This window comes from Actinosynnema pretiosum, from assembly GCF_002354875.1.
GTDB lineage: Bacteria > Actinomycetota > Actinomycetes > Mycobacteriales > Pseudonocardiaceae > Actinosynnema > Actinosynnema auranticum.
Window position 1 is genome coordinate 5,687,737 of record NZ_CP023445.1, and the last position, 14,390, is coordinate 5,702,126.

6 protein-coding genes and 1 pseudogene are annotated in these 14,390 nt (G+C 68.7%); 2 read left to right on the top strand and 5 right to left on the bottom strand.

Translation table 11 applies throughout. The features are described 5' to 3' along the window. Nucleotides 1-39 precede the first annotated feature (39 nt). From CNX65_RS24040 to CNX65_RS24050, 3 genes are read right to left on the bottom strand one after another with little or no spacing between them, the layout of a single operon-like run. On the bottom strand, nucleotides 40-1,473 hold the full coding sequence (locus CNX65_RS24040) for an MDR family MFS transporter (RefSeq protein WP_096495797.1): 1,434 nt from the start codon (nucleotides 1,471-1,473) through the stop codon (nucleotides 40-42). Then, nucleotides 1,470-3,002, bottom strand: coding sequence for an NHL repeat-containing protein (locus CNX65_RS24045; RefSeq protein ID WP_096495798.1), 1,533 nt, complete (start codon nucleotides 3,000-3,002; stop codon nucleotides 1,470-1,472). Before CNX65_RS24045 ends, CNX65_RS24040 begins: the two co-directional genes overlap by 4 nt. Continuing rightward, nucleotides 2,999-4,813: a flavin-containing monooxygenase gene (locus CNX65_RS24050; RefSeq protein WP_198320548.1), complete on the bottom strand. Its 1,815-nt coding sequence runs from the start codon at nucleotides 4,811-4,813 to the stop codon at nucleotides 2,999-3,001. The genes CNX65_RS24045 and CNX65_RS24050 overlap by 4 nt, the downstream gene beginning before the upstream one ends. 656 nt (nucleotides 4,814-5,469) lie before the next feature. Here CNX65_RS24050 and CNX65_RS36410 point away from each other — a divergent pair. Together CNX65_RS36410 and CNX65_RS24060 are read left to right on the top strand one after the other, a co-directional pair. Further along, nucleotides 5,470-5,814 (top strand): tyrosine-type recombinase/integrase, encoded by a 345-nt coding sequence (locus CNX65_RS36410; protein WP_256373264.1) that lies wholly within the window; start codon nucleotides 5,470-5,472, stop codon nucleotides 5,812-5,814. A 152-nt stretch (nucleotides 5,815-5,966) separates the two neighbouring features. Further along, nucleotides 5,967-6,744: pseudogene (locus CNX65_RS24060) on the top strand (transposase family protein); the annotation flags it as partial. 245 nt (nucleotides 6,745-6,989) lie between these two features. Here the strand turns inward: CNX65_RS24060 and CNX65_RS24065 are convergent. Both CNX65_RS24065 and CNX65_RS24070 read right to left on the bottom strand, forming a co-directional pair. After that, nucleotides 6,990-7,442, bottom strand: a complete 453-nt coding sequence (locus CNX65_RS24065) for an SUKH-3 domain-containing protein (protein WP_096495800.1) — start codon at nucleotides 7,440-7,442, stop codon at nucleotides 6,990-6,992. Beyond that, entirely contained in the window at nucleotides 7,439-14,182 is a 6,744-nt protein-coding gene (locus CNX65_RS24070; RefSeq protein ID WP_157767823.1) for a polymorphic toxin-type HINT domain-containing protein, read from the bottom strand. The genes CNX65_RS24065 and CNX65_RS24070 overlap by 4 nt, the downstream gene beginning before the upstream one ends. Nucleotides 14,183-14,390: the final 208 nt, after the last annotated feature.

Sequence of the window (14,390 nt, forward strand, 5' to 3'; positions counted from 1 at the left end):
GGTGCGGTGGACGACGGGACCCGCCGTCCACCGCCCGCGCTACGCCTTCTCGACCTCCTTCACCACGTCCAGGCTCGTCCGCAGCACCACCGGCTTGAGCATTACCGCCGCCAGCACGCCCACCGCCGCGACCGCCGCCGAGATCAGGAAGACCTGCGCCGTCGCCTCGCCGTACGCCGTCGGCACGTCTCCTGGGTTCGCCGCGACGTCGCGGGCCAGGACGGCGCCCAGGACGGCCACGCCGATCGTCCCGCCGAGCGAGCGGAAGAACGAGACCGCGGAGCTGGCGGCGCCGATGTCCTTCAGCGGCACGGCGTTCTGGACCACCAGGACGAAGTTCTGCATCGTCATGCCGATCCCCGCGCCGACCAGCGCCATCGCCACCGACAGCACCACCAGCGGGGTCTCGCGGTCCAGGAAGCCGAGGGCCGCGAAACCCGCCGTGAGCGAGATCGAGCCCGCCACCAGGTACGGCTTGAGCTTGCCGGTGCGGGTCACGAGCCTGCCCACCACCGTCGACGCCACCAGGATGCCCGCCATCATGGGGATGGTCAGCAACCCCGCCTCGGTGGGCGTGCGGCCCCGGCTCACCTGGAAGTACTGGCTCAGGAACACCGCCGCGCCGTACATCGCGGTGCCCGCCGCCAGGCTGCCCAGGATGGCCAGCGCGGTCGGCCGTTGGCGCACGATGTCCAGCGGCACAACGGGTTCCGGGACCTTGGTCTCCACCCGCACCGCCGCGCCGAGCAGCAGCACCGAACCGCCCGCCACGGCCAGGCTCGGCCAGGACGACCACGTGAACGCGTCGCCCACGAACGAGACCCACACCAGCAGCAGGCACACGCCCGCCGTGATCAGCGCGGCGCCCGCGTAGTCGACGCGCACCCGCTCCCGCCGCACCACCGGCAGGTTCAGCGTGACCTGCAACAGGACCAGCGCGGCGATCGCGACCGGGACGCCGATGAAGAAGCACCAGCGCCAGCCCAGCCACGGCGTGTCCACGACCAGACCGCCCAGCAGCGGACCGCCGATCGTGGACACCGCCGTGACGCTGCTGAGGTAGCCGCTGTACCTGCCGCGCTCGCGCGGCGGGATCATCGCGGCGATCGCGATCTGAACCAGCGTCTGCAACCCGCCGACCCCGGCGCCCTGGAGCGCGCGGGCGGCGATGAGCTGACCGGCGTCCTGGCTGAGGCCGCTGGCGAGCGAACCGGCGACGAACACGCCGATCGCCACCTGCACCAGCGTCTTCTTGCTGAACAGGTCGGCCAGCTTGCCCCAGATCGGGGTGGTGGCGGTGGCGGTCAGCAGGGTCGCGGTGACCACCCAGGTGTACTGCGCCTGCGAGCCGCCCAGGTCGCTGATCATCCTGGGCAGCGCGGTGGACACGACGGTGCTGCTGAGCGTGGCGGTGAACAGGGCCACCAGCAGGCCGCTGAGCGCCTTCAGGACCTGGGACCTGCCCTCGGTCACCGGCCCGGCTCCTCGGTGAGCAGCAGGACGCTGCCCTCGGCGTCGGCGGACAGGTAGAGGGCGCCGTCGTGGGCGGCCAGTCCGGCGAAGCTCGGGGCCACGCCGGGGAGTCCGGCCGCGAACAGGGCCGGGGTGGGGCGGTCCGGGCCGCCCACCGGGAGGTCCGCCAGCTCCACGCGCGGGTCGCCGCCGTCGAGCGGGATCGAGCGCAGCGAGCGCGTGCCGACCTCGACGACGAACAGCTCCCCGCCCAGCACGGCGATGCCCTGCGGTTCGACGAGTCCCGCGAGCAGGGGCGTCGGGGTCGCGCCGTCCAGGCGGAGCACCGCGCCCTGGCCGGGATCGCTGACGTGGCAACGGCCCTCGTCGTCCAGCGCCACGTCCACCGGGCGGGTCAGGCCGTCCGCGAGCACGGTCACCTCGTCCTCGGGCGAGATCAGCAGCACCCGACCGGCGCCGGACTCGGCGACGACGAGCGAGCCGTCCGCGCGGACCGCGACGCCGAGCGGGCGGTCCACTCCCCTTGCCCGGTCACGGGTTTCGCCGGTGCGCGGGTCGTGCGTGCGGACCTGGCCGTACTGCGAGGTCAGGTGCAGCAGGCCTTCGTGCGCGGCGATGCCGTGGGTGAACGTGCGCAGCTCGCGGTCGACGCCGTCCGGGCCGAGGGTCGCGGTGCCGTAGTGGTCGGCCGCGCGGACGACGCCGCCGAGGTCGACGGTGACGCCGAACGGGCCGTCCAGGCCGCGCCGCACCACCTCCCTGGTGCGGCCGTCCGGGTGCAGCTCCAGCACGCCGCCGCTGGCGTAGCTGGAGACGAACATCCGGTTCTCCGCGTCGAACGCCGCGTTGTCCAGGCCGACCACGCCGCTGGTGATCGTGCTCCGGTCGCCGGTGCCGAACAGGTCGATCCTGGTGACCACGCCGGTCGCGGCGCGGGAGAGCACGAGCAGCGCGCCGCCGAGGTCGAAGCGGACCGCGACCGGCTCGAACACGTTGTCGGCCACCAGTTCCGGCTCACCGCCGTCGACGCCGACCCGGTAGACGCGGCCGGTGATCATGTGCGGGTAGTAGAGCAGGCCGTCCGGGCCGAGCTGCATGGCGTTGCCCATGGCGAGGTCGCCGGTGAGCTCCACCGGGCCGTCTGCGGTCAGCTCCAGCAGCCTGCCGTTCGGGCGCATCTCGTTGACGTACAGGCGGTTCCCGGCGAACGCGATGCCGTTGGGCAGCACGACCTCGGCGGAGAGCAGCTCGTACTGCCCGTCCGGCGCGCGCCGCCACACCTTGCCGGGCACCAGGTCCGTGACGACCATCGAGCCGTCGGGCGCGAACGCCAGGTCGTCCGGCGACTGGATCGGGCCGCCGGGCGGGACGACGACCTCGACGTCGCCGGTGGCCAGGTCGACGGCGCTGATCCGACCGGCCAGGAACTGCGCGACGTGCAGCCTGCCGTCCGGGCCGAGCGCGACGCCGTTGGAGCCGCGCAGCGGGGACGGGCCGGTCAGGCGGCGGGAGTGCCAGCGCCCGGTCACCGGGCGTCGACCAGCACGTCGTCCATGCCGCCGTCGGCGCGCCAGCGGCGCAGCAGCTCGTGGAACACGACCGGGCCCTCGCCGTAGGACAGGCCGCCGGGGCGGGGCTTTCCCTCGTTGTTGTAGTAGCCGGGGGTGCACTCGGCCTGGAAGTCGAAGCGGTCCACAGTGGACTCGCGCAGCACCTGCTGCCAGGCCTCCTCGGCCTCGGCGCTGGGCTCGACGCGGACGGCGCCGCGCTCGCGGGCCTGCTCCAGCACGGCGGCGATGTGCGTGGCCTGCTCGTCGAGGATGTGCGTGAAGTTCACCGACGAGGCGTTCTGCATCGGGCCGAGGTGGAACAGGTTCGGGAAGCCGTTGCTGTAGAAGCCGTGCAGCGTGCGGGGACCGCGCGCCCAGGACTCGAGCAGGGTCGTGCCGCCGCGCCCGTGCACCGGCATGGTGCCGGAGACGACGCCGGAGACGCCGACCTCGAAGCCGGTGGCGAAGATGACGCAGTCGACCTCGTACTCGGTGCCGCCGACCACGACGCCGGTCTCGGTGAACCGCTCCACGCCGCCGTGGTCGGCGGTGTCGACCAGGGTGACGTTGGGGCGGTTGAACGCCTCCAGGTAGAGGTCGCTGAACGTGGGGCGCTTGCACATGTAGCGGTACCAGGGCTTGAGCAGCTCGGCGACCGCCGGGTCCTCGACGATCTCGTCCACGCGGGCGCGCAGCTCGTTCATCTTGGCGAAGTCGGCGAGCTCCTCGACGCGGGCGAGCTCGTCCGGGGAGAGGTCGGCGGGCGTGGCGCCGGGGATGATCTGCCGCTGGAGCCGGGCGGTGCCGGTCCAGCCGTCGTTGATCAGGTCGACTTCGACGTGGCCGCCGGAGACGGTGGCGAGGAAGTTGTCGCGGCGCTCGCGCTGCCAACCGGGCTGGAGCGCCGCGGCCCACTCGGGGTCGGTGGGGCGGTTGCCGCGCACGTCGACGGAGGACGGGGTGCGCTGGAAGACGTGGAGGTGCTGGGCGTCGCGCGCGAGCATCGGGACGACCTGGATGCCGGTGGCGCCGGTGCCGATGACCGCGACCTTCTTGTCCGCCAGGCGATCCATGCCACCGGTGGCGTCGCCGCCGGTGTAGCCGTAGTCCCAGCGGCTGGTGTGGAAGGTGTGGCCGCGGTAGGTGTCGATGCCGGGGATGCCGGGGAGCTTGGCCTGGGAGAGCGTGCCGCTGGAGACGACGACGTGGCGGGCGCGCATGGCGTCGCCGCGGTTGGTGGTGATTTCCCACTCCTGGTTGGTGTCGTCCCAGGTGAGGCTCGTGACGCGGGTCTGGAAGCAGGCGTCGCGGTAGAGGTCGAAGTGCTTGGCGATGGCGACGGCGTGCTGGCGGATCTCCTCACCGGGGGCGTAGCGCCACTTCGGGACGTAGCCGACCTCTTCGAGGAGGGGGAGGTAGACGTAGGACTCGATGTCGCAGTGGATGCCGGGGTAGCGGTTCCAGTACCAGGTGCCGCCGAAGTCGCCCGCCTCCTCGACGACGCGGATGTCCTGGAACCCGGCCTGGCGCAGGCGCGCGCCGGTGAGCAGCCCACCGAAGCCGCCGCCGACGATGAGGACCTCGACGCGGTCGGTGAGGGGGTCGCGGGTGAAGTCGGGGTCGGCGTGGGGGTCGGCGGCGTAGTAGCCGAACTCGCCCGCGGCGCGGCGGTACTGGGCGGCGCCGTCGGGGCGGACGCGGCGGTCGCGCTCCTGGCGGTACTTCTCGCGCAGGGCCTCGGGGTCGAAGTCGAGGTCGGGGGTAGCGGCATGGCTGGGGATGGCGGTCACGGGCACCTCTGGGTCGTCGCGTGCAGGGCTGGCCGGAGGCCAGGGGCCTTCGGCTCACCTTGATTAAATCAAGCGACTGACTGAACTGCCAGGGGTGCTCCTGCGTGGGGTACCGGCGCGCGGCAGCGCCGCCGCCCACCTTCCCGACCATGTGTGACAGCCCTGCGCACCGACGTGCGTTGCACATCAGTGCGCTGAGTGATCAGAGCACGAGACCGGCCAAGCCCCGCAAACCGCGTTTCACTACCTACATCCACTCTGTGCTCAAGTCCGCCTTGGAGCACGCCGTCCACGAAGAGGAGATCCCACGCAACGTCGTCCGCAACGTCCGCACTGACACGCCCGCCCTCGCCCCTTCGACCCCCTCACAGCTGACGAAGCCCGCCAACTCCTTGCCACCGCGCAAGACCACAGGCTGCACGCGCTGTTCGAACTCGCCCTCCACAAGGGTGAACTCCTCGGCCTGCGACAGGAAGACCTGGACGCAGGCAGCGCCGCCATCCGTCGCGCACTTCAACGCACCAGCACCGGCAGGCTCACCACGCTGCCCACCAAACGCGCGCCTCCGAGCGCCACATCGTCCTTCTCACCCGCTGCGACCAGTTGTTGAAGCTCCGCCACGAGTACAGAAGCGCAAGTGTCAGGCCACAAACACCATGCGGCAGCATGACGGGCACGTGTTCACCACTGTGCAGAACACGCCGATCGACCCGACCAACCTCACCCACACCTTCACCGCGCTCATCAGCAAGAGCAGCCTCCGCCGCATCCGGTTCCACAACCTCCAGCACTCGACCGCAGCGCTGCTGCCGGAACAAGGCGTCGAACTCTTCGTGATCAAGGAACTCCCCGACCACGCTCGCATCGGCGTCACCGCCACCGTTTACGCCCACGTCAGGCTCCGTCTCCAGCGCGATGCCATCGACCTTCCCGGCCGCGCCCTCCAGCACTCTGACGACGTCATCGGCCAGACCGGTGACCACGGCGAACCGCCACCCTGAGCCTTTTTCATCCTGGTCTGGACGTGTTGACGGGTAAGGGACTTCTGCTGTGGCTGGTTGACGCAGGCGCGGCGTGTCGGACCCTGGACACGGCGGAGCCCCTGGTAACAGAGCCATCGACCAAAACCGCTCCGCAGCACCAGGGGCTTCACGTGTTGTTCTATCGCGCCGCGCTGCCGTTGTCACATCGGACCCTGAGATTCGCGTCAGGCCCGATCCGCACACACCGCCGGGAGCCGGGTTCGCGCTGGCGCCGGCTCGATGCCGAGCGCCAAGCCCTGCTGGTGCTGGTTCACCTGCGTAAAGGAGAGCCGTTCGCCGAGATCGGCGCCGGGTTCAGGGTCTCGGCCACCACCTGCCAGCGCTACGTCCACGAGACCATCGAGCTCCTCGCCGCCAGGTCGCCGCGGCTGCGGCAGGCGCTGCGCACGGCGAAACGGCAGGGCGTGGCCTACGCGGTGATCGACGGCACGCTCATCCCGATCGACCGGGTCGCCGCCGACCGGCCGCTCCACTCGGGCAAGCACAGAACGCACGGGGTGAACCCGCGGGTGATCGCCTCGTCGGACGGGACGATCCTGTGGGTCTCCGGCGATCTGCCCGGCAGCGCCCACGACACCGCCGCGGCCGGGATCTGGAACATCCTCGCCGCCCTGCGCGACGCAGGGCTGATCGCCCTGGGCGACAAGGGCTACCACGGCTACGACCCGACCGGCTGGCACGTGATCACCCCGTACAAGGGCAGGAACAAACCCGAGTCGCAGAAAGACGCCAACCGTGCCCACGCCCGCCTACGCGGACCCGGCGAACGCGCCAACGCGCCAACTCAAGACCTCGCGCGTCCTGCGCAAACTCCGCTGCTGTCCACGCCGCGCTGGCCGACTGGCCAAAGCCGTCCACGTCCTACAGAACTACGAGACAACCGCAGGACGAAAAAGGCTCCCTGTGCAGCTCCCATCCGCTGACGTTGCCGTCAACTACTGCCGCCAGACGCCCCCAGCACAGACGAGCGGCCCCACCAGAATCCGGTGGGGCTGCTCGCTTTACATTCCTGTTCAGCACGAGGCGGCTGACGCAACACCACAGCAGTGACCAGCGGCTTGCTTCAGCGTGAGGGTCAATTCCAGCAGAAATTCACACCGTCGCACCCTCATGCAGGGTTGAGACCAAACCCTTCAGAAAAACGTCTTGTCCCAATTTCCAGAAATCATCGCCTGCATAGACTGCTTAAATCCATTACCAACATATTGAATTCCGGGATCCCCAGCGAGAAATACGTCTCCATCGCTCGCAATCAATACCACTTCTTCGGTCTCGAACGCAGAGCCGATGGGAATCAGAGGACGCCCTACCCTCTGAGAAAATACGCGTATGTTGCCGGGATAGAAAGAAAGGGCCCTTTCTGCGTCGATTCGCACGCCATCCTCCATTTCGCGGTACATCCACAAAATGGAACACTCTCGATACTCTTCGAGAAATCCGCGCAATTCTGCCCCTACTTCGTAACCAGCCAATTCGTAGAGTCTGGACACATGATCGACCGAAGCTGAACCAACATCTACCCGGCTTGCACCAGGGAAGGCATCAAGCAATTTCTGTTGCCGAGAAGCGTCATCGTATCCACTCATCCGGTTAGCACACTCCCGACCGCATCTGGCACCCAAACTCGACAGTTAGGACACATTTTGAACTTCTTCCCATTTTGATTGAGGGTAATGATATCTAGGTTCTCCAACGAAGCTCCACCATTCAGAGCGTTAGTGCACATGCGCGCCTCTGCACAGACACCCGGCGGGCGACCGCTGCGGATCTGGGATTCCGCAGGTAGCCGAGAGGTCACGCCACTGTGATGCTCAGTGTCCGGTCCACTCTCACCATAGTAAGTTGTTCCAGTGGTTCGGTCACGCCCGACACTGAACGCACCCGGCAGTGTTTCACCTTCACGAAGTTTTTTAACGACCTCTTCGATCCGAGCTTTACCGAGTTGGGTCAGCTCACTCCGAAGTTTAGCCTCGTCACAATTATGAACGAGGACTGGCCTGATGCCTGCGAGCACATAATACGTGTGCACACCTTCAACGGTCAGGTCGTACACCGGCTCGAAGTGGGTATAGTCCCGGACCCCGACAACCTCGGGTGACGCCCCATCGACCGAGGTCAACCGGTCACCGACCGCTAGTTCGCCGATGTTGACGAATCTACCCTCGGCATCGACCCACACAGGGTGCCACGAGGTCGCGTCGACCGTCCCGCTCTCGCCGCCCTCACCACGCACGACCAGACGAGTCATATCGCCCTCGTCCGAGTGGACGAAGGTCGCCACCACGTCGCGGTCCGTGGTCTCCCCGGTCTCCGGATCGGTCGCCTTGACACGGTCGCCCAACTCGACCTCGGAGATCGGTTTCTCCGAGCCGTCCGCCATCATGACCTTGGTCGCTCCGACGAAGCTGTGGTTGGGACAACTGGCCCCACCACCACCAAGTTTCCGCTGTTGCGACCTCAGTACCGCCCGCTCGGCGGCAGCGGTGATGTCGTCGACCCTGCGCAGGATCGCCCGTGCGTTCCGCACGGTGTCGACCAGCGAGTCAACCGCCTTGTACGCCTTGTAACCGGCCTCCAGGACACGCCCGACCTTGCCGAACGGCACCAGGTCGAGAACCAGCCCGCCGCAGGCCAGGATGTCACCCCTACTGAAGCAGTCGACGATGTCATTCCAGCCCGAGATGTCCTTGATGACCTCCCAGGCGACTTCCTTGACCACGTCCCACTTCGTCTTGTGGGCGTTCGCCAGCGCGCTCTGGTACTCGGCGTCGCTGATCCCAGCCGCGCGCCGACTCTGCGCGGCGAACTGCTCAACCGTCTGCCCGCCACTCGACGAGTTGGCCTGCCGCTGCTGCTGCCGCTGGTAGTTCTGCTGCGCCTGGCGGTCGGCGTAGTAGTCCTCGGCTGTTTCGTGGATGCCCTGGTACCGCGGCAGGGGGCACAGCACCCCGTCGATGCCGCAGTGCCGCAACCCCGTCGGGTCGCTAAAGGTGACCGGGCTGTTGTTGCTGTACGCGTACCCGTTCATCTGCTGCGGGTCGTTGTTGTCGATGACCGGGTCCGCGGTCAGGAACCGACCCGACGCACCGTCGTACAACCGCGCACCGACCTGCGTCAGCCCCGACTCGTCATTGCGCCCGCCCACGAAGCCCAAGCGGTCCGGCCACACCGACGGCAGGCCGCCGCGGGCCTCGCCGTACGGGGTCTGCCTGCGCCGCTGCGGCTCCAGGGTGTCCGGGTGCACCGACATCTGGTTGGTGCCCTGGTGGTCGGCGATGACCCACTTCAGGCCACTGACGCTGTTGCGCACCGCCACGACCTCGCCGCCGTGGCTGTACTGCCGGGTCCAGCTCGGCTTCGACGTGCCCTTCTCCAGGCGGATCTCCTGGCCGAACACGTACAGGGTCGTCGCGGACGGCTCGCGGCTGATCAGGCGTGAGCCGTCGGCGTCGTAGAGGTAGGTGGACTCCTTGCCGTCCGGGTTGCGGACCTTGGAGACCTTGCCCTCGACGTCGTACTCCAGCACCTGCCGGTCACCACCGACCAGGCGCGAGGTGGTGTTCCCCGAGCGGTCGTAGGCGAAGGTGTCGATCGAGTCACCGGTCGGGCTGGTCGTGGTCACCGAGGTCGCGGTGTGCGGCTGGGGCTGGCCCGCCGCCGGGTAGGCGGTGGTGCGGACGGTGTCCCCGGCCTTGTCGTGCTGGGTCTCGGTGAGCCGGTTGCCGGTTTTGTCGAACGTCCAGGAGTGCCAGTACGGTGCGGCGCCGCCCAGCGCTGCGGTGGACCTCACCTCGTTGCAGTCACCCGTGGACGGGGTCCACGCGTCGGTCATCCGGCGCAGGTGGTCGTAGGCGAAGCACTGGATGTCCGGCACGGTGCCCGAGGGCGCGTCCGCGATGCGGGTGATGTTGCCGGAGGCGTCGTACGCGTAGTTCCGGTTGGCCAGCTGGGTCGTCCGCGTGGAGAGGGCGTGCACCTCCGACGTCACGAGGCGGCGGGTGCCGACCTCGTAGGAGTTGGTGACCGAGACCTGCTTGGCTCCTGTTGTGCCCGCGTTGCCGCGCACCACCTGCCTGACCTCGCCGAACGAGGTGTAACTAGTGGCACCGACGTAGATCTGCCTGCCGGACGTCCGCTCCAGCATGCCGTTGGACGTGTTGTAGCGGTGAGTGATCGTCTCGCCTTCGACGATCACGCTGTCACCGGAGATGACCTCGTCGAGAGAGGTCGCGGCGGGCTTGCCCGTGGCAGTGTAGGTCTGGGTGGCCCGGTAAGTGGTGCCCAGCACACCTTCGACCTCAGGGATGGTGATCTCCGTGCCGGTCGGCCGTCCGGCGTTGTCGTACCCCGTGGTGCGCGTGGTGTACTCGGCACCGTCGACCAGCCGCCGCGACAGCGCGGGCATTCCGATGCCGCCCTGGACGCTGTCGTACTCCCACTCGGCCAGCTTCGTCCCCTGGGGCGAGCCCTGGTAGCGGGCGGTGGGGCGACCGAGCTGGTCGTAGGTGTTGGCGACCGTGCGGCCCTCGGCGTCGGTGGTGCTGGTGATCTGGCCGAGCACGTTGACGGCGATCGTGCTGTGCCCGGTGTCCGGGTCGTCGGTGCTGACCTTGCGGCCGCGCAGGTCGTAGCCGTAGCGCCAGGTGTTGCCCGTCGGATCGGTCACCGTCTCCAGCAGACCGGCCGCGTTGTAGGTGTACTTCGTGGCGTCGTACGCGCTACCGATGCCGTTCTCGTACTGACGCTTCTCGGTGGTGCGCCCCTGGGCGTCGTTGATGATCGTCGTGGCCGGGCTGCCCGCGGGCGGGGTGGTGTGCACCTGGTCACCGCTGTACGCGGTGGTGGTGCGCCACTTCTCCACGTCGTCGACCCGGAAGATCGCCGCGGTGACGCGGCCCATGCCGTCGTGCTCGGTGACGGTCTGGTTGGGGGCCGCGTTGTCCAAGGTCAGCACCAGCTTGTCGCTGGGCGGCTCGGCGTTGTAGTAGAGGCCGTTGGTCGTGTGCGCCAACCCGCGCGAGTCGTAGCGGATGTCGGTGATCTGGCGACCACCCTGCTCGTACGGCGTGGGGATCTGGGTCTGCCGCTGGCGCATCAGACCGTCGTAGAGCGTGTAGCTCGTCAGATAGCCGTTATCGTCCTGGCGCTGCTTGGTGACCACGACGCTGGGACGGGTGGTGTTGTACTGGTACTCGAACAAAGCATCCGCAGACACCTTGTTCTTGTCGCGTCCAGGCGTCCAGGCTGCGACCAGCCTGCCCAGCGCGTCGTAGGAGAGGTCGGAACGCCGGTTGTTGGCGTCCACCGAGGCGACGGACGCGCCCCAGGCGGCTTCGACGTGCTCGGTCGCGCTGTGCCCGAGCGGGTTGGTGCTCTTGATCTGGGCAGGCGCCCCGGTCGCCGGGGTGTACTCGGTGCGGCTCTTCTGGCCGCCCGAGTCGGTGATCTCCAGGGGGCGGCCGTAGCCGTCGTAGGTCGAGGTGGAGGCAGTGATCCACTTCTGCCCCGAGGTGTCCCAACCGTCGAGCACCTCGGCCTTGGTGATCAACCCCTTGGTGGGGGCGGCTCCGTGCTCCTGACCGTCGTAGGACGAGCGGGCGGAGGACAGGATCGTCTCCGGTGACGCCTGGACCTCGCAGGTGCCCTTGACCGTCTCGACCTGCTTGGCGTAAGTGAGCATCCACGCGGTCTCATTGCGGGCGTGCTCGGTGCGCGTGCAGCTCTCGTCACCGGTCACGGCGAGGTCGCCGTGGTCTTCCGCAGTGGTCGGGATGCCTTCGGCGTTGAACGTCTTGACGACCTTGGTGCGCCGCCAGGACCCGTCCGCGAGCTTGCTGCGCCCGCGCACCGCGGCGACACCGCTGACGAACGCCTTGCGGCCTGCCACGTCCTCGGCGGTCGGAGTCTCGGGCAGGTAGGGGTCATTGACCGAGGCGGACACCAGTTCGGTGCCGTTGTACTGGCGCATCTCGCGCACCGCGCCGCGCAGCCGGTCATCGTCGCGGTGCGGTTCGCCCTCGCTGTTCTCGACGTCCACGCTCCGGGTGCCGTTGGACAGCTTGTCGCCGTGCATGCCCCGGAAGTAGACGGTCTCGGACGCGCTCTGCGCGCTGACCGTGGTGCCCTTGGTGATGCGGACGGTTTCGTAGCCGCGCCACTGCGACCAGGTGCGGTGCTTGTCTTGGGCGAAGTCGTTCTCGTCGAAGTGCCAGGCGGGAGCACCCTTGTACTCGTAGTAGGTCGGCATGGCCAGCGAACCGCCGGTGCCGGAAGTTTGGGAGACCGAAGTGACGACGTACTTGTGAAACCAGTCCTGGATTGGCTCCGGCGCCCCATCAGGGCTCCACCACACCGGGTAGCAGCGCAGGGTGTTCCTGTCCGGTGCCTCGGGCATCCTGCTGCCCGGCACGCAGTCCGGGTCACTGTAGGTGACCTCGGTGACTGCGCCCGCCTCGCCGACGATGTTGGCGATCCGGTAGCGGGTCCACGGCATCCCGTGGTCGACCCCGTCCACCCGGTTGGCCAGTGCCTTGTAGGTGAACGTGGTGGCGGGCAGCGTGATCGTTCCACCGACGTGACCGCTGTGGACGATGGAGCTGAGGTTGAGCGAGGGCCCGTTTCCGTCGCCGGTGGGCAGGTAGGCGTGCTCCAGCTTCCAGGAGTCCACGTCCTGCCAGCCGCCGGACTGGGAGATCCGGGTGATGACCTTGGTCAGGCGCTTGCGGCTGAAGAAGGACGGCGAGTTGCGCTGGGTGCACTGCTCGCCGGCGGCGCAGAGCTGGTCTGCGGGCACATCCGGCCACGAGCCGGGCGAGGTCTTGATCTTGTCGGGCGCGCAGTCCACGGTGTCGCTGGGAAGGCAGCGCTCGGCGGTCTCGAAGTCGACCTTGGCGACCGGGGTGGCGTACGGGTTGTCGGCCCGCAGGCCGTACTCGATGCGGTTGAGGTAGCCCTCGCGCACGTAGGGGGTCGTCTTGGCCGGGTCCGCGTTGCGGCCGTAGTGGTTGACCTCCTTGTTGTAGTAGTAGGTGGTGACGTTGCCGTTCGGGTCGACGACGTAGTCGAGGTTCCAGCGGTACGCCTGCTGGCACCACGAGGCGTCGAAGGTTCCCTTGTTGCAGGGCTCGCTGGTGTTGTTGCCGTAGACGGGGACCGTCCAGGCGGAGTTGGTCTCCGGCTTGCCCTCGCTCCAACCGGGGAGCCGGTTGAGGCCGAGGAAGTACTGGGTGCCGTCGGGAGTGGTGACCTTCCAGTGCTCGCCGACGTCCTTGCCCGCGTCGCCCTCGTCACCGTTGGCAGCGCCGGTGAGCAGCTCGATGCGCGCGCCGTCGTCGCTCTCCGGACGCCACTTGCCGGTGGTCTTGTCCTTGACGAGCTTGCCGGACACGCCGACGAGGCTGATCGTGGCGTTCTCGGTGGCCCAGCACTGGTCGCCGGTCTTGGTCTGGCCGTTGTTGCCGCCGAGGTCCTGCGAGCAGGACTTGTAGGAGCGCTCGACGAACCCGCCGGGCGAGGCGTCCCAGCCGTCGCCGAGCCAGGAGGCCTGGTTGTTCGACGCGGACGTGCGGCCGTCGACGCTCTGCGCCGAGTAGCCCAGCGACACCGAGGGCACGCTGCCCGCCACGGCGGGCGGGACGCGCAGGGGATAGCCGTAGGTGAAGTCACCGGAGGAGCCACCCGCGTTCCACGAGCCTGCGGCGGCCAGCGAGGTGGCCGCGAAGGTACCGGTGGAGCTGCCTGTGGCCGCGCTGACCGCGAACACGGCAGGCTGCTCGGCGTTCAGGCTCACGGTGCCGGAGAGCGAGCGGGCGGCGGTGTTGTTGGCCGCGTTCTCGACCGGGGTCTCGACGCGGCACTCCGCCTTGTCCGGTGTGGTCAGCGCGCAGGGAGGCAGCGCGCTGAGCTTGAGGCGCGAGCCGAACCCGCCGCCGAAGGCGTCGGCGAAGGAGCGGTAGTCGAAGGTGATGTCCAGCGGCTTGCCCGAGGCGTTGCCCCGGTCGGCGACGCTGAACACGACACCGTTGCCGACCAGGTTCTTGCTCTCGTCGCGGTCCTCGACCTCGACGCGGACCTTCGCGCCTTCGTCACCTTGCGCGGCGGCCCGGCGCTGAACGGTGTCACCCGCGACTGTGACGGCGACGGGGGTTCCCTCGACCGGCACGGGCGTGCCCGCGACGCGGGCGGTTGCCTGCGCGGGGGTTCCGCCGTCGGCGGAGAGGTCGAGGTCCGCCGCTGCTGGCTCGGGCCAGTGCGCTTCGGCGGGACCGGTCAGGGCGATGGCGGTGTTCGGGTTGTCCGGGAGCGGCGTCTCCGGTGCGTCCTGCACGGCGACGGAGGTTTCCTGCGGTGGCTGCGGAAGCTCGGCTCCGGGGTCGGCTGTGGCCACGGCCTGCCCGAAGGCGACCGTGAGCACGACGACGACACCCAGCGCCGCTGTCCGCTGTCTCCAGGACGGCGATCCAGCGCTCAAGGCGTGGCTCCTTGTTCGGTTGTGGTGAGGTGCGTGATTCGAGTGGTCGTGTCGCGGCGGTGGG

Excerpts from the sequence above, each read along its gene's own strand:
- CNX65_RS36410 (WP_256373264.1), top strand. The coding sequence starts at position 5,470 with ATGCGGCAGCATGACGGGCACGTGTTCACCACTGTGCAGAACACGCCG.
- CNX65_RS24065 (WP_096495800.1), bottom strand. The coding sequence starts at position 7,442 with ATGAGTGGATACGATGACGCTTCTCGGCAACAGAAATTGCTTGATGCC.